Origin of the sequence: Streptomyces sp. UH6 (genome assembly GCF_013421635.1) — a bacterium.
GTDB lineage: Bacteria > Actinomycetota > Actinomycetes > Streptomycetales > Streptomycetaceae > Streptomyces > Streptomyces abyssomicinicus.
The window spans coordinates 22,920-46,219 of sequence record NZ_JACADT010000003.1 but is presented as its reverse complement, the minus strand read 5'-3'; the positions used below and the strand labels follow the sequence as shown (position 1 = coordinate 46,219).

Sequence of the window (23,300 nt, the reverse complement as noted above, 5' to 3'; positions counted from 1 at the left end):
GACCAGGACGGGGCGCGCCGTGTCACCGGTGACCGGCTCCTCCGGCACGGCGGCGGGCGCGGGGTCCTCGTCGCCGTACGGGTAGAAGCCGCGGCCGGTCTTGCGGCCGTGCAGTCCGGCGTCCACCCGGCCGGGCGTGAGGAAGGAGGGGCGGAGCCGGTCGGAGTGCCGGAAGCCGTGCCAGATGGAGTCGATCACGGCCGCGGTGACGTCCAGGCCGGTGAGGTCCATCAGCTCGAACGGGCCCATGCGCAGGCCCAGTACGTCGCGCGCGACGCGGTCGATGCCCACGGTGTCGGCGACCGACTCCTCGAGCAGGGCCAGCGCCTCGGTGACGAGCCCGCGGCCGGCGTGGTTGACGAGGAACCCCGGGGTGTCGGCCACGACCACCGCCGCGTGTCCGGTGTCCTGGACCAGCTCCACCAGGGCCGGCGGGATGTCCGGCCGGGTCAGCGCGCCCGGGACCACCTCGACGATCTTCATCAGCGGCACGGGGTTGAAGAAGTGCAGCCCGGCGAGTCGCGTGGGGTCCGAGAGGCCGGCGGCGATCCGGGTGACCGGCAGGGAGGAGGTGTTGGTCGCGAAGACGGTCCGCGCGGGCAGGACCTGCTCCAGCGCCCGGAACAGGTCGGTCTTGGTGGCCAGGTCCTCGCGGACCGCCTCGACGACCAGGTCGACCTCCTCGCCCGGAGCGGTCGGGGCGTCGAGCGGGACCAGCCGCGCGACGGCGGCGGCCGCCTCCGCGGGGGTGGTCCTGCCCTTCGCCGCGGCCCGTTCGAGCATGGCGCGGACGAAGTCGACAGCCTCCGGCACGGCTTCCGGGCGGGCGTCGCACAACTCGACGGTGTGGCCCGCGGCCACCGCCCACTGGGCGATGCCCCGTCCCATGACGCCGGCGCCGGCGATCCTGATGCGCACCTGCTTCCTCCTTCTCACGCGTGTTTCTCTCGGTGATGCGTTCGTTTCGGCGCCGCGGTCGTTCGGCGCCGCGCCCCGTGGCGGGTTCAGCGCAGGTAGACGCGGCCCGGGTCGACGTCCTCGCGCAGCAGGCGCAGTTCGGAGGCGGTCGGCGGCTCGATGGTCGTGAGGCTGTCGGCGACCTGGAGGTCCCAGCCGGTGGCGGCCCTGACCTGTTCGGCGGTGACGCCCGGGTGGGTCGCCACCAGCCGCAGCTCCTCGCCGACACCGGCGCGGGCCAGGATGCCGAGGTCGGTGATGACCCGGGTCACGCCCGCGCCGAGCGGGCGGATGCCCTCGGCCAGGGCACGGTCGGGGCCCGGCGAGGTGCAGAAGTCGAGCTCGGCGGTGAAGGAGCGCGGGGTGTGGCGGCGCATCACCACGAAGACCTCGCGGGAGTTGGCCATGACCTCCATGGCCCCGCCCGGTCCGGGCAGCCGGACCGACGGCCGGTCCCACCGCTCGCCGATGACCGACGAGTTGAGGTTGCCCCACTTGTCGATCTGCGCGGCGCCGAGGAACCCGACGTCGATGTGACCGCCCTGGAGGACGTAGCCGAAGAGCGCGGGCATCGACAGCACGGCCTCCGCGCCGGTGATGAGCACGGCGTCGGCGATGGTCTCGGGCAGGTGCGACGGGTGGGCGCCGCAGACCCCGGACTCGTAGACGATCTCGACCTCGGGGGCGACGGTGAGCTGGGCGAGCGCGGTGGCGAGCGTCGGCAGGCCGATGCCGGCGAAGACGGTGCGGCGGCCCGCCAGTTCGCGCGAGGCGACCACCGACAGGAGTTCGGAGGAGGTCACCTCCTCACGGGTCGCCGAACCGGCGGCAGGGCCGTCGGCCGAGGCGGTGCCCGCGCTCTCGGCCGAGGCGGTGGCGGGACCGTCGGCCGAGCCGGTGCTCGCGCCGTCGGGGGAGTGCGGTGCGGTCGCGGAGGCGGCGTTCACGTCCCTCTCCTTCTCTCGTTCGTCGGGTGTCACAGACGCCGCCCGTAGTCGACGGGCAGACTGAGGGCCTCGCCGACGGCCAGGCCGGCCCAGTGCTCCTCGCCGAGCAGGGCGACGTACTCCGCGTGGTTACGCGTGCCGTGCACCCACCGCTCCATCCATTCCCGGAGGCGTTCGGGGTCCTTGCTGATGTGCGACCAGGCCCGGTAGAAGGCGTTGTCCCGGTCGTAGTAGCCCTGGGCGAAGGAGGGGTGGGCGCCTCGCGGACAGGCGACGACGGCGTCCACGGCGTGTGCGGGGATGACCGTCCGGTTGGGGTCGGAGCGGACGACCTCGTCGTCGACGACCTCCTCCACGACCACCACGGCCCTGCGGGCCGCGAAGACCGCTTCCGCCTGGACGCCCGTCAGCCCCCAGATCTGGGTGTTGCCGGCCCGGTCGGCACGCTGCGCGTGCACGATCGTGACGTCGGGGTTGACGGGCGGCACCACATGGATGCGCTCCTGGCGCCCGTCGGGTCCGGGGTAGGGCGAGGTGACCGTGCGGATGCCGTCGTTGACGGCTACCAGGTCGCTTCCGGCGTAGGACCGCAGCGGGTAGAAGGGCAGTCGCTGGGCGCCCGCCAGGTAGCGGCAGACCATGCCGTAGTGGCTGTACTCCTCGAACTCCAGCGGTTCGGGCAGCGCGTGCTCGATGCGGCGGCGCAGCTCGCCCAGCGAACCGGCCGAGGAGTTGCCCACGAACGAGGACACCAGCCTCGCGACGCAGCCGCCCGCCAGCATCTGGTCCACCACGATGTCGGCGGTCATGCGGACGACGGTGAGGTTCCTGCGGCCCTGCCGGATGATCTCGTGCCCGGCGGCGGTCGGGATGAGGTGCGTGAAGCCCTCGATCGCGACGGTGTCGCCGTCGTGGACGAAGGCGGCGATCGCGTCCCGCATCGTCATCGTCTTGTCCGCGACCGGTCGCGCGGCGGGCGCGGGCGCGGGTGCCGTGACGGGGACTGCCGGGTCGTCCGGTCCCATGGTGGTGCTCCCTCGGCGTCATGGAAATCAAGGTCTCCACACCGTGCCAGCACCTATTGATTAGTGTCCAATACCGAATTAAGGTCGCACCGATACCTCAGGATTATCAATCGCGCGGGTTCGTCCGCCGGGCGGCCCCGACCAGGACCGGGAAGCCGCCCATGGAACTGCGCCACCTGACCGCCTTCCTCGCCGTGGCCGAGGAACTCCACTTCGGCCGGGCCGCCAAGCGGCTGCAGATGGCCCAGCCGCCGCTGAGCCAGCAGATCCGGCAACTGGAGAAGGAACTGGGCGTCCAGCTCTTCGAGCGCAACACCCGTTCGGTGCGGCTGACCAGTGCGGGTCAGTCCTTCCTGGTCCCGGCCCGCACGGTCCTCGACGACCTGGACAGCGCCGTGCGGGCGGCCAAGGCGGCCGGCCGGGGTGAGTTCGGACGGGTCACGGTGGGCTTCGCGGGCGCGTCGAGCCACGAGACGCTGCCGCTGCTGACGCGTGCGGTGCGGGCCGCGCATCCGGGCATCGAGCTGGTCATGGCGGGCCAGACCTACGCCAACGTGGCGCTCGCCCGGGTCGCCGAGGGCTCGCTCGACCTGGGCTTCGTCCGTCTGCCGGTGAACGTGCCCGGTGTGTCGACCCGGGTGATCGCGGAGGAGACCCTGGTCTGCGCGCTGCCCTCCGACCACCGGCTGGCGCAGCGCGAGGAGATCCCGCTCGCCGCGCTGGCCGAGGAGCCCTTCGTCAGCTTCCCCGCCAACGCCGGCTCCTCGCTGCGGGACGCCATGGTGGCGTCCTGCGAGACCGCGGACTTCCTTCCACGCGTGGTGCAGGAGGCGCCCGACTCCCACACCATCCTGGCGCTGGTCGCGGCCGGCGTGGGCGTGACGCTCACCCTCACCTCCTGCCAGCACATCCAGCAGACCGGCCTGGTCTACCGCCCGCTCGCGGGGCCGCCCGTCCGCCTGGAGGCGGCGCTCGCCTGGCGCACCGACAACCCGTCCGCGGCCCTGCGCTCGGTGCTGGCGGCGGCCGAGAAGGCGCTGCCGACGCCGAGCCTCCCTTCGCCCCACCAAGAGCGATGACGTCTCAATGGAGGACGAATTAGATATTGGACCTTCATGGTGGGGGATGCCAAGGTCGGCGGGACCGCTTTCCACCCGTGAAGGGACGACGATGTCCGATCACTCCGCAGACGTGGTCGTCTGCGAACCGCTGCGCACCCCGATCGGCCGTTTCGGCGGCGCGCTCGCGTCCCAGCGGCCGGCGGCCCTGGCCGCGCTCGTCGTGTCCGAGGTCGTCGCCCGCAGCGGCGTGGACCCGGAGCGGATCGACGAGGTGATCCTGGGCCACGCCTATCCGACCTCCGAGGCGCCCGCGATCGGGCGGGTCGCCGCCCTGGACGCCGGCCTGCCGGACACCGTCACCGGCGTGCAGGTCGACCGGCGCTGCGGCTCCGGCCTGCAGGCCGTCCTCGACGCCGCGATGCAGATCAGGTGCGGTTTCAGCGACGTGGTGGTGGCCGGCGGCGTGGAGGTCATGAGCGCCGCGCCGTTCTACACGCACGAGGGCCGCTGGGGCATCCGGACGCCGAGTCTGGAGCTCCACGACTCCCTGGCCCGCGGCAGGGCCACCGCGGGCGGCGTCCACCACCCGGTGCCGGGCGGGATGATCGAGACCGCGGAGAACCTGCGCCGCGAGTTCGCCATCAGCCGTGAGGACCAGGACGCCCTGGCGCTGCGGTCGCAGCAGCGCGCCGGCCGGGCCGTGGCCGAGGGCAGGTTCCGGGACGAGATCGTCCCGGTGACCGTGCGCACCCGCAAAGGCGAGACGGTCGTCGACGCGGACGAGCATCCGCGTCCCGACACGTCGGCGGACCAACTGGCAGCCCTGCGGCCGGTGATGGCGCGGAAGGACGCGGAGGCGACGGTCACCGCGGGGAACGCCAGCGGCCAGAACGACGCGGCCGCCGCCTGCCTGGTGACCACCCGCGCCACGGCGGAGCGCCTGGGCCTCACCCCCCTGCTGCGGCTGGTGTCCTTCGCCCGCGCCGGCGTTCCGGCCGAGACCATGGGCATCGGTCCCGTGCCGGCGACCCGCGCGGCCCTGGGCCGGGCCGGCCTCACCCTGGCCGACATGGACCTGATCGAGCTCAACGAGGCGTTCGCGGCGCAGGTGCTGGCCTGCACCCGGGCGCTGGACCTCACCGACGCCGACCACGAGCGGATCAACGTCAACGGCTCCGGGATCTCGCTGGGCCACCCGGTCGGCGCCACCGGGGCGCGCATCCTGGCGACCCTCGCGCGCGAGATGCACCGGCGCCAGGCCCGCTACGGGCTGGAAACCATGTGCATCGGCGGCGGACAGGGCCTCGCCGCCGTCTTCGAGCGCGTCGCCGCCTGAGCCCGTCCCCTGCACTTCGACTCACCGACACCTCTGGGAGCAACAATGAGCGCGGCTGCCACGACGGGGCGGAACAAGACCGCCCAGCGCGCCGGTATAGGGGCCTTCATCGGCTCCACCATCGAGTGGTTCGACTTCTACATCTACGGCACGGCCTCCGCGCTCGTCTTCGACAAGGTGTTCTTCCCGGAGCTGGACGGGGCGCTGGGCACCCTGGTGGCCTTCGCGACGTTCTGGGTCGGCTTCCTCGCCCGTCCGCTCGGCGGCATCATCTTCGGCCACATCGGTGACCGGCTCGGCCGGAAGAAGACCCTGGTCATCACGCTGCTGATGATGGGCGTCTCCACCACCTTGATCGGCCTGCTGCCCGGCTACGCCTCGATCGGCATCGCCGCGCCGATCCTGCTGGTCTGCATCCGCATGGTGCAGGGCATCGGCCTGGGCGGCGAGTGGGGCGGCTCGGTCCTGATCGCCTCGGAGCACGCGCCCAAGGGCAAGTCGGTGCTGTACGGCGCGTTCGCCCAGCAGGGCTCGCCGGTGGGCAACACGCTCAGCACGCTCGCCTTCCTGGCGATCAGCCAGCTGCCGGACGACGCGTTCGTCTCCTGGGGCTGGCGGGTGCCGTTCCTCGCCTCGGCGCTGCTCGTGGTGGTCGGCCTGTTCGTGCGGCTGAAGGTCGAGGAGTCGCCGGCGATGGCGAACCTGATCGAGAAGAGCAAGGTCGCCAAGCTTCCGGTGGCCGAGGTGATCCGCACCCAGCCGATGCTGATCGTGCTCGGCATCGGCGCCTGCACGATCGGTCTGTCGGCGACGTACTTCAAGTCCACCTTCGCCCTGTCCTGGGCGACCTCCAGCCTGGACTTCGACCGCAGTTCCTTCCTGACGATCATTCTGGTCGCCAACATCGTCCAGATCTTCGTCCAGCCGTTCGGCGCCGTCATCGCGACGAAGATGCGGAGCTGGTCCCGCGCGGTGACGTTCATGCTGCTGCCCGAGTTCGTCCTGATGCCGCTGATGTTCCTGCTGATCGGCACCGAGAACTACGGGCTGGCGATGCTGGGCATGGCCGTCGCCACCATCCCGCACTGCCTCTACTACGCCGCACTGGCCGGCATGCTCGCCAGCCGCTTCCCGGCGAGCGTGCGCTACACCGGCATCTCGCTCTGCTACCAGCTCTGCGGCACGCTCCTCGGCGGCACCACTCCGATCATCGGCCAGTTCCTGCTGAACCAGACCCAGTCGATCGTCGCGGTCATCGCCTACGCCGTCTTCCAGGTGGCCCTGACCCTCGGCTGCATGCTCCTGCTGCTCAAGCGCCCGAACTACGACGAGCGCGCCGCGGACCGTCCCGCCGAGGCCGCGGCCCCGGCCACCGTCCCGGCCTGACGGCGCAGGCGCCCGCCGCCGGCCGCGAGCCGTCCGTCCACCGCTTCGACCATGTTCCGCCCCGCCCCCTTCCGCCCGGGAGGGGGCGGGCCCGCACCAGGAGGTACGCACACCATGGCACTGACCGTCCACGGCATCCCCGAGATCATGCGGCTGTCGGGCAAGGACCTCGGGCACTCCGCGTGGAAGGAGGTGACCCAGGAGCTGATCTCCGGCTTCGCGGACGTGTCCGGCGACCACCAGTGGATCCACACGGACGCCGAGCGCGCGGCGGACGGCCCGTACGGCAGGACGATCGCGCACGGCTACATGGTGCTGAGCTGGGGCATTCCGCTCTTCGCCGAACTGCTCCAGGTCTCCGGCGTCGGCATGGCCCTCAACTACGGCGTCAACAAGGTCCGTTTCCCCGCCCCCGTGCCCGTCGGCAGCCGCGTCCGGCTGCACGCCGCGGTGACGGACGTGCAGCCGGTGAAGCGGGGCGGCGTCCAGATGACGCGCGCCTTCACCTTCGAACTCGACGGCTCGGCGAAGCCGGCCTGCGTGGCGGAATCCCTCACCCACTTCTACCCGGCGACCCGGTAGACCCGCGGGGGCGGGAGCACCGTCGGCGGCCGGGCTCCACGTCCCGGCCCGCGGTGATGACGTCACGAGCTCCGCAGGCCGCAAGCGCCCCTCGTAGGATTCGATCAAGTGGACGACACGACTCCCGCGGCGGCGCCCGGGCCGGATGCCACGGGGGTGGGGCGGTGGACGACTCGGCGGCGCGCCACGCACGGGCAGAGGCGGTGGCCGAGTCCGGTGATCACGCCGGGGCGGTGAAGCTGTTCGCGGAGATCGCCGAGGACAGCCGCCGGGTCCTCGGGCTCGACCACCCGGACACGCTGCTCGCCCGGCACCGGCACGCCGACTGTCTGGACGACGCGGGCGGCACGGCGCAGGCGGCGGCTCTTCACGCGGCGGTGGCGGCCGACCGTGCGCGGGTTCTGGGCCCGGACCATCCGGACACGCTGCTGAGCCGTCACCTCCACGCGTACTGCGCGGGAGAGACGGGTGAGCACGAACTGGCCGCGCGGCTGCACGCGGCCGTCGCCGCCGACCGGGACCGTGCCCTCGGTCCCGACCATCCCGACGCGCTGCTCAGTCATGCCGAGCACGCGTACTTCCTGGGGCTGACCGACCGCGCGGCGGAGGCGGCACGGGTCGGCGCCGCGGTGGTGGCCGGCCGTGGCCGGGTACTCGGCGCGGAGCACCCGGAAACGCTGACGAGCCGGCACCACCACGCCTCGCACGTCGGGGACGCCGGTGATTCCCAGGAGGCGGTGCGGCTGTACGCCTCGGTGGTCGAGGACCGCGCCCGCGTGCTCGGGCCGGACCATCCCGAGACGTTGACGAGCCGCCACAACCAGGCGTTCTACCTATCGGCGACGGGGGACTGCGAGGGTGCGGTGCTCCTGTACGACGGGATCGTGCGGGACCGGGCCCGGGTCCTGGGACCGGACCATTCCCACACGCTGCTCAGCCGCCACAACCACGCCGACTCGCTCGACGACGCGGGCCGTACCCGGGAGGCCGCGGACCTCCACGCGGCCGTCGCCGCCGACCGTGCCCGGGTTCTGGGCCCCGACCACCCGGACACGCTGCTGAGCCGTCACCTCCACGCGCTGTACGTGGGCCGGTCGCACGCCCCGGACGAGGCGGTGCGGCTGTTCGTCTCCGTGGTGGAGGACCGGGTGCGGGTCCTGGGCCCTGACCACCCGGACACGCTGCTGAGCCGTCACGAGCACGCCTTCCACGTCGGTGAGGCCGGTGACGAGGACGCCGCGGCCCTGCTGTTCACGTTCGTCGTCCAGGACCGGGTGCGGGTCCTCGGCGCGGACCACCCGCACACGCTGATCAGCCGCAGCGAGCACGCTCGCCGGGTGGGGCAGACCGGCCGGACACTCACCGCCAGGGACCTCCACGCGGGCGTGGTCGAGGACCGCACCCGCGTGCTCGGCGTCGACCACCCGGACACGTTCGTCAGCCGCCACCTGCATGCCACGAGTGCGGGCGACGCGGGGGAGGTGGAGGAGGCGGTCCGGCTGCTCGCCGCGTTGGTGGTCGACCGTGCCTGGGTGCTGGGCCCGGACCATCCGGAGACCCGCGCCAGCCGGCACGCGCACGAGCGGTTCGCGGAGCGGCTGGATCTCGGCTGACGCGGCCGGCCCCGTCGTCGTCGGCGACCCGTGCGTCAGGGCGACCCCGCTGGACGTGCCGAAGGGCGGCGCCCCTGGTGGGGGGCGCCGCCCTTCGGTCCCGCGTGGTGCCTCTTCGTCAGAGGTGGTGTCCGCTCAGTACGCGCTGTTGACGTTGTCGATGGAGCCGTACTTGTCGGCCGCGTAGTTCGCGGCGGCGGTGATGTTGGAGACCGGGTTCCAGATGTCGTCGGGGGTGCCTTCGACGTGGTAGGCCTCGAAGGTCGGCGGGATCACCTGGAGCAGTCCCTTGGACGGGATGCCGTTGATGGCGTTGATGTCCCAGTCGTTGATGGCCTTCGGGTTGCCCGAGGACTCACGGATGATGTTCTTGTGCAGCCCGTGGTAGGTGCCCGGGATGCCCTTCTCCTGCATGATGTCGAGCGACTCGCGGATCCAGCCGTCGAGGTTGTTCGGGTAGACCTTCTTCTCGGTCTTCTTCTCGCTCTTCTCGGGCTGCTCCGCCTTCTCGGACGACACCGGATTCTTGTAGGCCATCTGCTGGACCTCGATCCGCTCGGCGGAGCGGCTCACGGTGTCGGCGGTGCGCTCACCGGCGGCCTTGTCCGTGACGCCGGACAGGGTCGTGGTGGCGGCGACGGGCGCGGGCTGGGCGGCGGCCTGAGCCGGCTGCTGGTCCGCGGTCGCGGCGAGACCGAACGTGGTGGCCGCGGCGAGCGCGGCGAAACCGCCGGCGACGCCCATCTTCTGCATCTTGGCCACGGAGGGGGCGGTGAAGGTGAAGTTACGCATGGGGCACCTCTTCGACTTGGCGCGGGAGTCGCTCCTCGGTCGGTGTCCGCTCGCTGCGGACCAGGGGGTGCCCTCATTGGCACGGGGGCCGCGGTCGGATGACGCGGCTTGCTGAGCGACGAGGGCAATTCTTAGCGACGGGGAAATCGCAAAGCAAAGGTGTGATCTACTATGCCGGACCGTAGCTGCCTGTCATCGAATCCCTGCGCAGGTGCATCGCCACAGCTCAGGTAGATCTGTCGTCCGCTTGTGGCTTCGAGCCTCCTTCGTACGTGACGCGCGCCCCATGCTTGTCCTCACAAGTGCGAGGCTCCTTCGTCGCGTGGAGTTGCCGGAGCAACGCTCTCCGTAGGGGCTCCGCCGCGCGTCGTGGAAGCCGCCTCCGCCGGCGCCGACGGCATCCGCTCGACGGCACCGACCGGCTCGGTCCCGCGGGCGTCAGGGTGGGTGGCGTTCACCCACCGGGGTGACCTCCGGGGTGACCACCGGGGTGACCGAGGGCCACGCTCCCGGACGTTAGGATCGGCACCCTGATGACTGCCACCCTCGTCGCCAAGGAACTCGCCGCCGGACACGGTGACCGCACCCTCTTCACCGGACTCGACCTCGTCGTCGCGCCCGGAGACGTGATCGGTCTCGTGGGAGCCAACGGCGCCGGTAAGTCCTCGCTGCTCCGCCTGCTCGCCGGACTCGACCGGCCCGAGGAGGGCGAGCTCCGGCTCTCCCCGCCCACCGCCACCGTCGGCCACCTCCCGCAGGAACCCGAGCGCCGCGCGGGGGAGTCCGTACGGGAGTTCCTCGCCCGCCGCACGGGGGTCGCCGACGCCCAGACGGCGATGGATGCCGCGACCCAGGCGCTGGTCGACGGAGCACCCGGTGCCGACGACGCCTACTCGGAGGCCCTGGAGCGCTGGCTCGCGCTCGGCGGCGCCGACCTGGACGAGCGGGCCGACGAGGTCGCGGCCGACCTCGGCCTGAGCGTCGGCCTCGACCTGCCGATGACCGCCCTCTCCGGCGGGCAGGCCGCACGCGCCGGACTGGCCTCGCTGCTCCTCTCTCGCTACGACGTCTTCCTCCTCGACGAGCCCACCAACGACCTCGACCTCGACGGGCTGGAACGCCTGGAGCGCTTCGTCTCCGAGCTGCGGGCCGGCACCGTGGTGGTCAGCCACGACCGCGAGTTCCTGATGCGTACGGTCACCAAGGTCCTGGAACTGGACCTCGTTCAGCAGCAGATCAACCTCTACGGCGGTGGGTACGCCTCCTACCTGGAGGAGCGCGAACGCGCCCGCACGCACGCCCGCGAGGAGTACGAGGAGTACGCCGACAAGCGCTCCGCGCTCGAAGGCCGTGCCCAGATGCAGCGGGGATGGATGGACAAGGGCGTCAAGAACGCCCGTCGCAAGGCCACCGACAACGACAAGATCGGCCGCAAGTTCCGCAGCGAGGCCAGCGAGAAGCAGGCGGCCAAGGCCAAGCAGACCCAGCGCATGATCGAGCGGCTCGACGTCGTCGAGGAGCCCCGCAAGGAGTGGGAGCTGCGGATGGAGATCGCCTCCGCGCCGCGCTCCGGCTCCGTGGTGGCCACCCTTCGCGACGCCGCCGTCGCCCGGGGTGAGTTCTCGTTCGGACCGGCCACCCTGCAGATCGACTGGGCCGACCGGGTCGCCATCACCGGCGCCAACGGCGCGGGCAAGTCCACGCTCCTCGCCGCCCTGCTCGGCAGGCTGCCGCTGGACTCGGGCCACGCCTCCCTCGGATCGGGCGTCGTGGTGGGCGAGGTGGACCAGGCGCGCAAGCTCTTCCACGGCACGGAGAGCCTGCTGGACGCCTTCTGCGCCGCCGTCCCCGAGACCGAGCCCGCCGAGGTGCGCACGCTCCTCGCCAAGTTCGGCCTGCGCGCCGCCCACGTGCTGAGGCCCGCGACCACGCTCTCGCCCGGCGAGCGCACCCGCGCGGGTCTCGCCCTGCTCCAGGGCAAGGGGGTCAACCTGCTGGTCCTGGACGAGCCGACCAACCACCTCGACCTGCCGGCCATCGAGCAGCTGGAGTCGGCGCTGGAGGCGTACACGGGGACGCTGCTCCTGGTGACCCACGACCGGCGGATGCTGGAGGCGGTACGCACCACACGCCGGGTCGAGGTCGCCGACGGCAAGGTCACCGAGGCCGGCTGACCACGGAGGACCCGCGGAGCGCTCACCTCCCGGGGGCCTCCGGTGCCGTCGGCGGCTCGACGGGTGTCGGCGCGGGCGGCCCGAAGAGCACGGCTCGGGCCACGGACGGGGCGAACAGGCTGGTGACCGGTGCGCACAGGCCCAGCACGGAGCGGAAGGCAGGCCCCACCACGGGGTCACCGGGGTAGCGTTCGAGGACGCGCTGCAGATACCGGTCCGCGACGCGGCCCGCCGGCCCGGTGGCCAGGGCGTTGCCCACCGCGCCCGGCATCGATCGGTCGGAGCCGGCCGAGATGTCCCATGCCTGCCGGGACGCCGCGAGGAGCGCCTTCTGCACGCGTCGCGTCGTGGGGGGCCGACGTGCGTCGGCCAGCGCGTCGCGCAGGACGACCGCGCTCATCGCGGCGACGGCCATGCCCTGGCCGTAGATCGGGTTGAACGTGCACAGGGCGTCGCCGATGGCGAGGAATCCGGCGGGACGGCGGCCGGGAAGGTCGTAGCGGCGGCGGACGTTCGCCGTCCGCCGGAACGCGAACGCGGGAGTCAGGGGTTCGGCCTCGTCCAACCACCGGTGCAGGAGCGGATGCGGCAGCCTCTTCCTGACGTACGTCACGAACTCGTCGCCCTTGGTGGGCGGTTCGTCGCCGCGGAGCCCCGAGACGACGACCATGTGGGTGCCGTCCTCCAGGGGCAGCGCACCGCCGGCGTAGACCTGGGCGGGACTGGGGTAGACGTAGTAACCGCGGGTGTCGCCGTCCAGGACACCGGTGGGGCCGCGGTAGACGCGGGAGGAGTACGCCAGACCCGTCTCGATCGTCTCCTCGCGCGCGGCCTCGGCTCCGACGGCCGTCAACCATTGCGGAGCCTTCGTCCCCGCGCCGGAGGCGTCGACGACCAGGTCGGCCTCGAGGACCTGTTGCGTTCCCCGGGCGTCACCGGATCGCTCCCGGACCAGGACGCCGCGCACCCGCCGGGCGTCACCGCGAAGACCGACGACCTCGGCAGTCTCCGCCACGCCGATCAACGGGTTGGCGAGGACGCGCCGCCGCACCAGCTCCTCCAGTTGCGCACGGGAACCGGTGTAGATGTGGGTCGTCGCGGCAAGCCTCCTGAACCAGCGCCCGTCCTGCTGCTGCACCAGGTCCGACGGCATGCCCACGCGCGGCGCACCCGCCGCCCGCAGCTCGGCGACGAAACCGGGAAGCAGTGACTCCAGGGCCAGCTGCCCGCCCTCCAGCAGGACATGCGGATGCCGGGCCTGCGGCACCCCGGGCCGCGGCCCGGTACCGGCCGGGAACCGGTCCCGTTCGACGATGGTCACCCGGTCGGCGTGCCCGGCGAGGACGTGGGCGGCGAGCAGTCCCGCGAGACTCCCGCCCACCACGACCGCATGCCGCCCGCCGCGATCCTTGCCCCTGTACTCCGAACGACCTGTCCTCCGTACGGAATCCACCGATGCGTCTCCCTGCTACTTGTCGTCGGAGGAACCAGTATCGCGCCCCGCAGGGCGATTTGGCGGGTTTTCAGGTGTTGATCCCCTCCTCGGTACGCTCAACCACCCCGTGCGGCCTTCCGAAGGGGGCGGCGGCCGACGCCTGGTGCCGTGGACGGGGTCGAGGCCCGCGAGGTTCCACGAGGCCCCTACGGCCCGCAGCGGACTCCGGGGCGATCGCCCTGGTCGTGGGCCGCCGTGTGGTGGCACCATCTGGGGGATGCCCCCTTCCCTTCAGGTCGGTCCCTACACCGTCATCGCGCTCGCCGACGGCGTGGGCCCCTTCTTCTCCCCCAGGTCGGAGGCGTTCCCCGACGCCACCACCGAGCAGTGGGCGGCGGCCGACCGGCTCGATCCCGGCGCGCTCGACGCCGAGGGGCGCTGGCGGCTCCAGTTCCGCGCGTTCGCGATCCGCGGCGAGCGGGGCGTGACACTGGTTGATGCCGGGATCGGTCCGGTGGACAGCCCGGCTGCCTCATGGGCGCCCGTGCCGGGGGTGCTCCCTGCCTCGTTGGCCGCCGCGGGTATCGAACCGTCCGAAGTGGACACCGTGGTACTCACGCACCTCCACACCGACCACGTGGGCTGGGCCGTCATCGGCGGCGAGCAGGCGCGACCGTTCTTCCCCAACGCCGCGTATCTGTTGCAGCGGGCGGAACTCGATGCGCTCGAGGAGATCAACCCGCAGCTGCGGTCCACCGTGATCGACCCGCTCCGAAGGGGCGGTCATCTGCGGCTGCTGGACGGCGACACCTCGCTGCCCGGCGGCGAGCGCGTGTTCGCCACGCCCGGTCACACCCCCGGACACCAGAGCGTCCTCGTGGCGTCCGGGCGCGAACTGGTCGCCGTCACCGGTGACCTGCTCGTGCACGCGATCCAGGTGCTCCATCCCGAGCTCGCCTACGCGCACGAGATGGACCCCGGGCAGGCAAGGGCATCGAGGGAACAGGTGCTCCGGAGCCACGCTGCGGACACTCTCCACCTCGCGACCCCGCACCTGACCGAGCCGTTCATCACCCGCTGACCACCCACCCTGCGGCCGACGTGGCCGGCCGGAGCACGCAGGCGCGCACCGGCCGACCACAGCTGCGCCTGGGTCGTTCCAAGACCTGCTCACCCTTCTTGGTCACCTTCTGTCAGCTTTCCCTGACCCATTGTCAGTGGCGCCTGTCAGGATGGGTCCTCGAGGGGAAGGCTGTCGCGAGGGGGAGGCCCGGATGCCTTGGGTACGGTCGTATGTGCGCTCTGACGGGAGACAGGTCCGCGGACACCCACGCTGGGCTCCAAGGGCCCCAAGGGCTCCAAGGGCTCGACGGGAAACGGTGATTTCTGCCGAGGTGGCAGTCACAGCGGTGGGGCCGTTCTCCTGGCCGGAGGCGGACCAGTGAGCCCGCGGCGCCGACGGCGTCCCAGCAGGCGGCGGCAGCAACAGGAGGCACAGCTGCTCGGTCTGGCCGGGGCGGCAGTTGTCGCCGTGGTCCTGATCGTGACGGCGGTGAACTGGGTGCTGGCGCACTGGTGGGTGCTCCTGGTCGCCCTGGCTCTCGCGGTCCTGGTGGGCGTCGCACGGCTGCACAGCCGGCAGCAGCGGATCCGGTGGGAGGCCGCGCGCGCACAAGCTCTGCGCTACGGCCTGGCCCAGCTCGACGCACTGCACCACTCGCGGTTCGAGGACGCGATCCGGGACCTGATGCACCGGGACGGCTGCCGGGACGCCCAGCGGGTCGGCGGCCGCGGCGACCTGGGGGCGGACGTGAAAGCCACGGACCCCTTCGGTCGACGCTGGGTGATCCAGTGCAAGCACCGCCGTCAAGGGGCCCAGGGTTCCGCCGTGGGTACGCCGGATCTGCAGGTGCTCAACGGCACCGCCCGGCAGGTCCATGGTGCGGACGTCGCGGTGATCGTGACGAACGGCCGGGTGAGCGGGCCTGCGGTGGCGTTCGCGAAGCAACAGAAACTGCATGTCGTGGACCGTCGGACGCTGGCCGCCTGGGCGTCGGGATCGCGTCCGCTGTGGGAGCTGCTGCGCGCCGTGCCGCCTCCGAGGCGCCCGACAGCGCTGGGCTGAGCCCGCGACCTGCCGTCCCGCGCGCGGGGTTGGACCCCCGCGTGGGGGACCTGGCCGGCGGCGCGACCTCGCGGCGGGAGAGCAGTGCCTCCGCGTTCTTCACGCCCCTTCGCGCGGCGCGTCGGTCGGGCAGTGCGTGAAGCGGTGGACGCTCCGGGGGTTCAGCCGGTAGCCGGGGCGGCCCTGGAGGACGGCGTCCTGGCCGATGCCGAGGTCCGCCACCTCGCCGAAGCGTTCCTGACAGGGAGCGGCACCGCGCGGCCGGGACCGAGCCGCCGTTACGGAGTGAGCCTGCGGCCGGTTCTCGGTCTGCGGGGGGCGGCTCTGGTGCCGGCGGCGCACCTGCTGAGCGACGAGAGCGCGGCGATGGCGATCGCCCGCGGGACGCCTCGGGAGCGCCGCGTGGCCTACTGGGTCACCGGCTCCGTGGTGTTCCTGTTCTGGAACCTGGCCACGCTGGCCGGGGCCCTGTCCGGCTCCCTGCTCGCGGACCCGGAAAGCCCTCGGGTTCGACACGGCTTCCTCGGCCGCGTTCCTGGCGCTGGTGGCCCCCCGGCTGCGGGAGCGGGACGGGCGGCTGGTCTACGCGACGGCGGTGGGGGTGGCCGCGGCCGTGGCCCCCTTCGCCGGTTCGGGTCTGCCGGTGCTCTCGCCGCCGGTCTCACCGCGCTGGGCGTCGCGCTGCTGCCGCCCGCGGAGGCCGGGGGCGGCAGGCGGAGGGCGAACACCACGGGGCGGAGGGACGCGGCATGAGCTGGTCGTGGATCCTGCTCGCGGCGGCGGCCTGCTACGTGCTGAAGCTGGCCGGCCTGCTGGTGCCGGTCGGGTGCTCGGCCGGCCGTCGGTGGCGCGCGTCACCGGCGCGGTGCCGGTCGCGTTGCTCGCGGGGCTCATCGCCACGCAGACCTTCGTCTCCGACCAGCGCCTGGTTCTCGACACCCGGGTGGCCGGACTCGCCGTCGCGGCCCTCGCCCTGTGGCGGCGGGCACCCTTTTTGGGAACACGGGGCAGCGGCGCCTCAGCCATACTGTCGGCACGGTGTTGTCTTCGTTGTCCCGGGAGCGACGTCCCGGGAGCGATGACAAGGGGGGCGACAAGGGGGGGCGATGGGTCTGCTGCTGTACTACCCGACCGTGAATCCGCCCACGGAGATCGTGCATCAGGCGCTGCTCTACTGGGACGGCCTGGCCTCGGTCGTGCCGAGGGACCCGCGCGTCTACGGCGCCGTGGCCGGCCGGGAGTTGAGGCAGCTGGAGGACCGCGGCCTGTACCGGCCGCTGGCCTTCACGGACACGACGCTGGACATGCTGTCCGATCCCGGCAGATCGTACGGCGTCCGGCCCGGCACGCAGACCTCCTCGCTGCTGGACCGGGAGTTACGGCGTATCGCGGAAGGGCCGGTGCGACCGCAGCCCGGGCAGCGCGAAGCCGTCATCCACACCTCCAAGCTGAGCCACTGGCTCGAGCGCCTGCTGCTGGAGCTGGGACTGGCGAGACAGGGCGGCGCGGACGTCATGTGGGGCCTGCTGGTCCCGGAAGAGGTGCAGTCGCTGATCATTGGCGTGCTGGCGCGCGAACTGGCCCACAACCCCGACGTCGCCCTGTTTCCGTACACGGACAGCGAGGACGCGTTCCGCAACAGTCTGCGCCCGGCCTCGGCCCGCACCTCCCTCGCATGGGAGGCGGAGCTCGGCCGGCTGCTTCCCGTGCCCGCGCCGGGAACCCCCACCTCCGACGTGCTCACCTTCCGTGAGAGGCACGCCGACGAACGCGACCGGCTGATGCGGGCCCTGCACCGCCTGCTCGGCGACCTGCGCCGCGACTACGAGCATCCCGCGGACGTCTTCGCCCAGGTGCGCGCGGAGCTGACCCGGGCGGTCTCCGACTACGAGGCCGCCTGCCGTGGCAGCCGCGTGGCGTGGGTGCACCGCTCGGTCACCGTGTCGATCGCCGTCGCGGCCGCGGCGGCGGGTGCCCTGCTGGTGCCGGACCTGGGCTGGCTCCTCGGGACGGTCGGCGGGTACGCCCTGAACGTGGCCACGCGGGAGATCCGCCCGCTGCTACGGGCCCGCGACGAGCACCAGTTCAGTTACCTGCACCGGGTCCGGAGCGACCTGTCCTGAAGACCGGCGGGAGGCGCACGGATGACTTTGGCCTCGAGGCGTCGAGGCAGGGCCCGGCTCGACCCGGGAAGGCCCTGGACCGTCGACGTCACGATGGGGGAGGGGGAGGGCCACCGGAAGATGCGGATCCCCGTCCTGCCCGAGGGCGCGCGGCGGCCGAGCGACCCCTCGGGGCCGCCGCTGCCTCCGCCTGCCTGGGCCGACGTCGACCGCTGCCTCGCCGAGCGTGAGTGCGAGCGCAGGGGACCGGACACGGACGCCGTTCCGGAGGCGGGCGTGGAGTTCGACGTCGTGGGCTTCGACCGGGGGCCGTGGCGGCCGACCCGCGCCGGGGCCGGCCGTCAGGACGCCGAATCTGTCGCGGTGTCCATGCCTCCCGAGGATCTCGTCCGGGTGCGGCACGCCCTGGACACGCTCCTCCGGGCGGCCGCCGACGACGCCGGCGGGAGGGACCGGGAGCGTCTTGCCTCGCTCAGGGACCACCTCGACGCGACCGGGACGGTGAGGGTGACCCTTCCCGAGGCGGTTCTCCGGCCCGCCCTCGGCGCGCTGCGGTGGCACCCGCACCGTGCGCGGATCGGTGAGGAACCGATGCGGGCTCTCGACGGTTTCGGGGACCACGTGGAGCAGGCGCGCCCCGTCACGAGTCCCTGGCAGGAGGTCCTCGACACCCTCCGGGGCGCGCTGCGCGAAGCGCTGTCCCGGCCCGGCCGTCAGGGGCTCCTGGCGCGCGACGAACTCCTGGGGCAGCTCCGCGCGTTCGCCGACGTCCACCGGGGTGTCACGGCGGCGGACGACCGGGAGCAGCGCCGGCTCCAGGCGGAACGTACGGATACGTGAGGGCGGCCCGCCCCGGGCGAGGAGGGATCGTGGGCGGCCCCGTGACACGTCCGCCCGCCCTTGGTGTGCCGCGTTCGCCTACTTGGCACCGCACCCTCCCGCGGACCGCACGAAAGGCGGGAGTTGACTGCGGGCCATGGTCGCTCGAAGATCACAGCGACAGCGGACAGGGTCGAGAGGACCATGCGCGTGGCGGGTGGACAGGCGGGCGCGGCGGATACGGCGGACACGGCGGATACGGCGGACACGGCGGATACGGCGGATACGGCGGGTACGGCGGGTACGGCGGATACGGCGGATACGGCGGGTACGGCGGGTACGGCGGACGACGGGCCGGCGCTCCGAGTCGTCGTGCAGGACGCCGAGGAGCGGATCCTCCGCCGGGAGCTGCGCGACGGTGAGCTGTGCCTGCCGTCGAAGGGGCCTGGGGGCCGACGGACTTGGCCCATGCGGTGGGGGCTCGCGGTGGAGGCCCATGAGGACGCCTCGGTCTGGCGGCCCCTGGCCGGCGCGGACGGGGAACCGCCGCGTCCGCTGCCGAGCCTGCCGGAAGCCAGGGGGCAGTGGGACGCGGACCACCTGGGGGTGACCGACGACGGCACGGTGGTGGCGGTCGCCCGCTGCCAGGAGGCCTTGGCCGAGCCGGAAGGGGGAACCACGCTGGTGGACCGGGACGAGCTGTACCTGCTGCCTCCCGGCGCCTCCTCCTGGCAGCACCTGCCCACGCCGGGGACGGTTCGACTGTGGGGCACGGTCGGCCGGGAGACGGGGGCGCTGCTCCTGGCGGGAGTGGTACGCGAGGGGTCGCAGGCAGGCACCGGGACGAGACCGGCCCTGTTCGCGCTGCGGACGGCCGACCGGCAGCTCATGGAAGTGCCCGTGGGCGAGTTCCGCGGACGGCGGCACTGGCGCGACCCGCTGCGCCTGTACCGCCACCGCCCGGAGTGGGCCGTCCCCCGGGTCGGCGACCTCCACCTGCGGGACGGTCTTCTCGTATACAGCAGTTCCACCGAGATCGTCGACCTCTACGCCTGGGACGACATCCACCGGCTGTACGTGATCGACCTGCGCGGGGGAGAGGCGTCCACGGCCCAACTGGGCCTCGGCCGCGAGGTGCTGGCCCTGCGGGTCGGTGCGGACCGCGTGGTCCGCGCCGTGACCGACCGGCACCTGTACCTCCATCGGCCCGGCCGCGGCTGGCGGCGCAAGCGGCTGAGGCCGTTGCTCCGTCGGCTCGTCGACGTGCACGGGCGACCCGACGTGCGCTCGGTGAGCATCACGGACGACCGGATCCTGGTCTCCGTCCGCGGCGCGATCGTCTCCCTCGCGCTCGACGGAACGCCGGGCGAGCTGGTGTACCGCTGGTCCGAGGAGGTCCGGGACCTGCAATTCCTCGAGCGGCAACCGGACTGACGGGAGCCGGGGACGGCGACAACGACGGCGACCGGTGACGGGTAGCGGCCGGTCCGCGCCGCTGGGTGGTTGGCCCAGGCCGGCCGTCATGCCTGTATGACCGCCTTCGGCCCGGACCACCGCCGCAGCAAGGAGGCTCAGGCGCTGCTCGACCGCATGGCATGACCGACACCCGTCCGAACGAGGGGAGGTGGCGGCATGTCGGCCTGGGACACGCTCCGGTGGCCGGATCCGTGGGCCGAGTGGTCTCGTCAGGTGACGTGGACCGGAGTATCAGAACCAGCCATGCGAAGTTGCGGTTGGCAAGTAAGTAGATCATGCATACGTGTATGAGATCCGGTCATGCCCCGGATGCCGGCCAGAACCATTCCTCGAGATCAGCCTTGGTGAAGAGATTCCGAAGCGCTGCGTCAGGCCACAGTCGCGCCTTCCTGCTCGGGGAAGGATTCAGGCCCCCTGGATCACTGCGGATTCCCTGCGCGACGCTCGCATCTGTAACCAACTCGGTTTGCTTCATTGACATTTCATTAAAACGCCGTAACGCTGGGAGCGCTCCCATAGTAGCTTCATCTGGAAGGAGTTCCCCCCACATGCGTAACAAGAGTCGATTAGCCGGGCGTACCCGGTCGGCTTTCCGCCGGCCTCTCCAGGCCTTCGTCATGCTGTTCGCCGTGGTTGTCGGCGCGCTGGCCTGGTCGGCCCCCGCCCAGGCTCACGGCACCATCGTCGGTCCCGCCACCCGCGCGTACCAGTGCTGGCAGAAGTGGGGTAGCAACCACACGAGCCCTGCCATGCAGACCGAAGACCCCATGTGTTACCAGGCCTTCCAGGCCAACCCCGACACCATGTGGAACTGGATGAGCGCGCTTCGCGACGGCCTCGGCGGCCAGTTCCAGGCGAAGACCCCCGACGGAACGCTCTGCAGCAACAACCTCTCCAGGAACGCCAGCCTGAACAAGCCCGGTTCCTGGAAGACGACCACCGTCGGCAACAACTTCTCGGTCCAGCTGTACGACCAGGCGTCCCACGGTGCGGACTACTTCAAGGTCTACGTGAGCAAGCAGGGGTTCAACCCCAAGACCCAGACCCTGGGCTGGGGCAACCTCGACTACATCACGCAGACCGGTCGCTACGCCCCGGCACAGAACATCACGTTCAACGTCAACACCTCCGGCTACAGCGGACACCACATCGTGTTCGTGATCTGGCAGGCCTCGCACCTCGACCAGGCCTACATGTGGTGCAGCGACGTGAACTTCGGCTGAGCCGGAGAGCGCCGCACACGGCACCGGTCTCCGTCGGGCGCCGGTAACCCGCCGCCCGGCCGACCGAGCTCCGTCGGGGCAGGGGACCCATGCGGTCACCCCGCCCCGGCGGGGCTCCCGCCGCTCCTGGTGGGAACGCGCCCGATCGCACGGCAGACGCGCGCCGGCCGGCCCCCCACCGGCTCGTCGTACGACGTGGGCACGTAACTGCCATGGAGACGCCTCGGCCCCGTCAGCCCACCGGGGCGTGTCCCGCCGTCTTGCTCACCCGTGTTGCCCGGCCTTCCCCGGCCGCCCGTCAACTCCGCGATGTCTCATGCCCAGGACGAAACCCCCACCCCGAACACTCCTCACTCACCCGGGTTCGACCACAGGAACTTCCTGACCCGCGCAGGTGGTCCGAGTTGACCGCCGACGCCGGGTCAATGCTGTTGTCCGAAACCGCCCACACCGCCCACACCGCCGAGGCCGTCACCACGCCGCGGAACGGCATGCAGGGCGGCTGTCGGAATGCCCCCGCAGTGCGTCGGCATTCCGACTGGTGGTGAGGCGAATTCGACAGTGGCGACCATTCATTCGCCCATGCGGAGCAGCAGGTGCGGGGTGTTTCCGGGGGACCGGGCGGACGGCCGTGAGGAAAGTCCGGCAACTCGATCCACCGTCACCACACCCGAAACGAGGCCCCCCCATGAACCGAAACCGAGTTACCGTCCGCGCCGTCGCCGTGGCCCTGCTCGCCGCCGGGTTGGCCGGCGGCCCGGCAGCCGCCGCCCCCGAGGAGGCGAAAGCGCGCGTCGGCGCCGACTGGGACACTCAGTCGATCGTCTTCACCGCCGCTGACGGGCAGGCCAACGACCTCCAGATCTTCTCCATGTACACCGCTGACGGGGTCCGCCGGATCGGCTTCACCGACGTGGTCCCGCTCGATCCGGGCGACCACTGCGCCTACTCCAGAGAAGGGGACAACACCTCCGTCACCTGCGAACTGCCCGTCGACGGCCCCCGGCCCGACAAGATCGACGTCTTCCTCGGTGACGGCGACGACACGATCTCCGCGTTCGACCCCGGGATGGGCACCGTCAGCGGAGGCCCCGGGGACGACGAACTGCACGCCCACACCGCGCGTACGGTGCTGGGCGACGCCGGGAACGACATGGTCATGGGAGCCGCGGCCCTGTACGGCGGCGACGGCATGGACGAACTGATGGGCGACAACGGCAACCAGCAGATGTGGGGCGGCCGGGGCAACGACATGCTTCACGGGTACGGCGGTGACGACGTCGTGTACGCCGGCCAGGGCGACGACCACGCCACGGGCGGGGACGGCCGAGACGTCATCCTCGGCGGACCCGGCAACGACACACTGGAGGGCGAGGGCGACAACGACCTGATCCTCGGTGGTTCCGGGAAGGACGTCCTCAAGGGCGGACCGGGCCGCAACATCGTCCTCTCGTAAGTGAGCCCCCAGGCCGAAGGGTCCTGGCCCTCACCCTGGCCCGGGCCCCGGCTCTGGCTCTGGCGCTGGCCCGTGGCGCCGACGGTGTGGCGCGCACCGAGCCACCGCTGTCGGCGTACCGCCACCCGGGTAGGAGCCGGGTCCGCTCCTCACTTCCCCTCCGGGACCGCGTCGGAGGTGCGCGGAACACCTACGAGGTCATGACCGCGGCACCGGCCTGGTGAGTCCCTGCCGGTGCCGCGACCTTCCCTCACGTGTCAGGATGCTCCGGCAGGGCGAGCCAGTCCGACCACGAGATCTCGCGGCCGATGTAGCGCGGCTGCTCGAGCGGCCAATCGGCGGCTATCCACCGCGGCACCAGCGCGTCGAGGTCCTGCTCGAGGTCGCTGCCCACCAGCTCGTCCACCACCCACCAGGAGATCTCGGCGTCGGCGCCTGCCTTCTCCGGCGGGTCGATGTAGACGCAGCCGAGCAGAACCGTCTCAGCCGCGTCGAACAGCGCGTAGTTGAAGGACTGGTGTGCGGAGATCTCCTGCTCGTGGCGCAGCAGGTCGGCCTGGTCGGCCTCATAGGTCATGGTGGCCGCGGGCCAGCCCCAGGCCGGGCCGTAGATGCTCCACAGCCGCTCGCGCGAACCCATCACCGCCGGATAATCGAGTGGGGTGTCCGCCTCCCGGATCGGCCGCAGGTGATGGCCACCGTCCGGCAGCGGCACCAGGACGGGATGGACGAAGTCATCGGGAAGCCAGCTCATGGCGCCCGACCGTAGC

21 protein-coding genes are annotated in these 23,300 nt (G+C 72.0%); 14 read left to right on the top strand and 7 right to left on the bottom strand.

Going from position 1 to position 23,300, the window contains the following annotated elements:
- The 3 genes from HW445_RS00775 to HW445_RS00765 all read right to left on the bottom strand — a co-directional run.
- On the bottom strand, positions 1-918 hold a 918-nt coding region (locus tag HW445_RS00775; protein WP_308798022.1), incomplete at its 3' end, for a 3-hydroxyacyl-CoA dehydrogenase NAD-binding domain-containing protein.
- 86 nt (positions 919-1,004) lie between these two features.
- Positions 1,005-1,760, bottom strand: coding sequence for a CoA-transferase (locus tag HW445_RS00770; RefSeq protein WP_180219071.1), 756 nt, complete (start codon positions 1,758-1,760; stop codon positions 1,005-1,007).
- Between the two features lie 173 nt (positions 1,761-1,933).
- Entirely contained in the window at positions 1,934-2,851 is a 918-nt protein-coding gene (locus tag HW445_RS00765) for a CoA transferase subunit A (RefSeq protein ID WP_180219070.1), read from the bottom strand.
- 239 nt (positions 2,852-3,090) lie between these two features.
- Between HW445_RS00765 and HW445_RS00760 the strand changes: the two genes are divergently transcribed.
- From HW445_RS00760 to HW445_RS00740, 5 genes are all read left to right on the top strand, one after another.
- Positions 3,091-4,008: a LysR family transcriptional regulator gene (locus HW445_RS00760; RefSeq protein ID WP_180219065.1), complete on the top strand. Its 918-nt coding sequence runs from the start codon at positions 3,091-3,093 to the stop codon at positions 4,006-4,008.
- 91 nt (positions 4,009-4,099) lie between these two features.
- Positions 4,100-5,326 (top strand): acetyl-CoA C-acetyltransferase, encoded by a 1,227-nt coding sequence (locus tag HW445_RS00755; protein WP_180219064.1) that lies wholly within the window; start codon positions 4,100-4,102, stop codon positions 5,324-5,326.
- A gap of 45 nt (positions 5,327-5,371) precedes the next feature.
- Complete coding sequence (locus HW445_RS00750) at positions 5,372-6,712, top strand: MFS transporter (RefSeq protein ID WP_180219063.1); 1,341 nt, start codon at positions 5,372-5,374, stop codon at positions 6,710-6,712.
- A gap of 114 nt (positions 6,713-6,826) precedes the next feature.
- Complete coding sequence (locus HW445_RS00745; protein WP_180219062.1) at positions 6,827-7,294, top strand: MaoC family dehydratase; 468 nt, start codon at positions 6,827-6,829, stop codon at positions 7,292-7,294.
- A gap of 164 nt (positions 7,295-7,458) precedes the next feature.
- Positions 7,459-8,907 (top strand): tetratricopeptide repeat protein, encoded by a 1,449-nt coding sequence (locus tag HW445_RS00740; protein WP_180219061.1) that lies wholly within the window; start codon positions 7,459-7,461, stop codon positions 8,905-8,907.
- Positions 8,908-9,042: 135 nt separating this feature from the next.
- Here HW445_RS00740 and HW445_RS00735 read toward each other — a convergent pair whose 3' ends face one another.
- Positions 9,043-9,699, bottom strand: a complete 657-nt coding sequence (locus HW445_RS00735) for a transglycosylase SLT domain-containing protein (RefSeq protein WP_180219060.1) — start codon at positions 9,697-9,699, stop codon at positions 9,043-9,045.
- 533 nt (positions 9,700-10,232) lie between these two features.
- On the opposite strand from HW445_RS00735, the gene HW445_RS00730 reads away from it, so the two are divergent.
- The gene (locus HW445_RS00730) at positions 10,233-11,873 is read left to right on the top strand and encodes an ABC-F family ATP-binding cassette domain-containing protein (protein WP_180219059.1); all 1,641 of its coding nucleotides are present in this window, start codon (positions 10,233-10,235) and stop codon (positions 11,871-11,873) included.
- Between the two features lie 22 nt (positions 11,874-11,895).
- On the opposite strand, the gene HW445_RS00725 is transcribed toward HW445_RS00730, so the two are convergent.
- Complete coding sequence (locus HW445_RS00725; RefSeq protein ID WP_180219069.1) at positions 11,896-13,254, bottom strand: FAD-dependent monooxygenase; 1,359 nt, start codon at positions 13,252-13,254, stop codon at positions 11,896-11,898.
- A 331-nt stretch (positions 13,255-13,585) separates the two neighbouring features.
- Here HW445_RS00725 and HW445_RS00720 point away from each other — a divergent pair, with 331 nt between their 5' ends.
- Positions 13,586-14,389 carry an MBL fold metallo-hydrolase gene (locus HW445_RS00720; RefSeq protein ID WP_180219058.1) on the top strand — a complete coding sequence of 268 codons (804 nt, stop codon included), beginning with the start codon at positions 13,586-13,588 and terminating at the stop codon, positions 14,387-14,389.
- 360 nt (positions 14,390-14,749) lie between these two features.
- Positions 14,750-15,433, top strand: a complete 684-nt coding sequence (locus HW445_RS00715) for a restriction endonuclease (protein ID WP_180219057.1) — start codon at positions 14,750-14,752, stop codon at positions 15,431-15,433.
- A gap of 99 nt (positions 15,434-15,532) precedes the next feature.
- Here the strand turns inward: HW445_RS00715 and HW445_RS33055 are convergent, their stop codons facing one another.
- Positions 15,533-15,655, bottom strand: coding sequence for a hypothetical protein (locus HW445_RS33055; RefSeq protein ID WP_257230735.1), 123 nt, complete (start codon positions 15,653-15,655; stop codon positions 15,533-15,535).
- Positions 15,656-15,718: 63 nt separating this feature from the next.
- Between HW445_RS33055 and HW445_RS00710 the strand changes: the two genes are divergently transcribed.
- The 6 genes from HW445_RS00710 (at position 15,719) to HW445_RS00685 (ending at position 22,530) form a co-directional block, all read left to right on the top strand.
- Entirely contained in the window at positions 15,719-16,186 is a 468-nt protein-coding gene (locus tag HW445_RS00710) for an AzlC family ABC transporter permease (protein WP_180219056.1), read from the top strand.
- Positions 16,187-16,539: 353 nt separating this feature from the next.
- The gene (locus HW445_RS33045) at positions 16,540-17,556 is read left to right on the top strand and encodes a DUF6236 family protein (RefSeq protein ID WP_257230734.1); all 1,017 of its coding nucleotides are present in this window, start codon (positions 16,540-16,542) and stop codon (positions 17,554-17,556) included.
- A 120-nt stretch (positions 17,557-17,676) separates the two neighbouring features.
- Complete coding sequence (locus HW445_RS00700; RefSeq protein ID WP_180219055.1) at positions 17,677-18,396, top strand: hypothetical protein; 720 nt, start codon at positions 17,677-17,679, stop codon at positions 18,394-18,396.
- 447 nt (positions 18,397-18,843) lie between these two features.
- Positions 18,844-19,809: a hypothetical protein gene (locus HW445_RS00695; RefSeq protein WP_180219054.1), complete on the top strand. Its 966-nt coding sequence runs from the start codon at positions 18,844-18,846 to the stop codon at positions 19,807-19,809.
- Positions 19,810-20,468: 659 nt separating this feature from the next.
- Positions 20,469-21,074 (top strand): lytic polysaccharide monooxygenase, encoded by a 606-nt coding sequence (locus HW445_RS00690; RefSeq protein WP_218956436.1) that lies wholly within the window; start codon positions 20,469-20,471, stop codon positions 21,072-21,074.
- Positions 21,075-21,762: 688 nt separating this feature from the next.
- Positions 21,763-22,530 (top strand): calcium-binding protein, encoded by a 768-nt coding sequence (locus tag HW445_RS00685; protein WP_180219052.1) that lies wholly within the window; start codon positions 21,763-21,765, stop codon positions 22,528-22,530.
- A gap of 250 nt (positions 22,531-22,780) precedes the next feature.
- On the opposite strand, the gene HW445_RS00680 is transcribed toward HW445_RS00685, so the two are convergent.
- Positions 22,781-23,284: an N-acetyltransferase gene (locus HW445_RS00680; protein ID WP_180219051.1), complete on the bottom strand. Its 504-nt coding sequence runs from the start codon at positions 23,282-23,284 to the stop codon at positions 22,781-22,783.
- Positions 23,285-23,300: the final 16 nt, after the last annotated feature.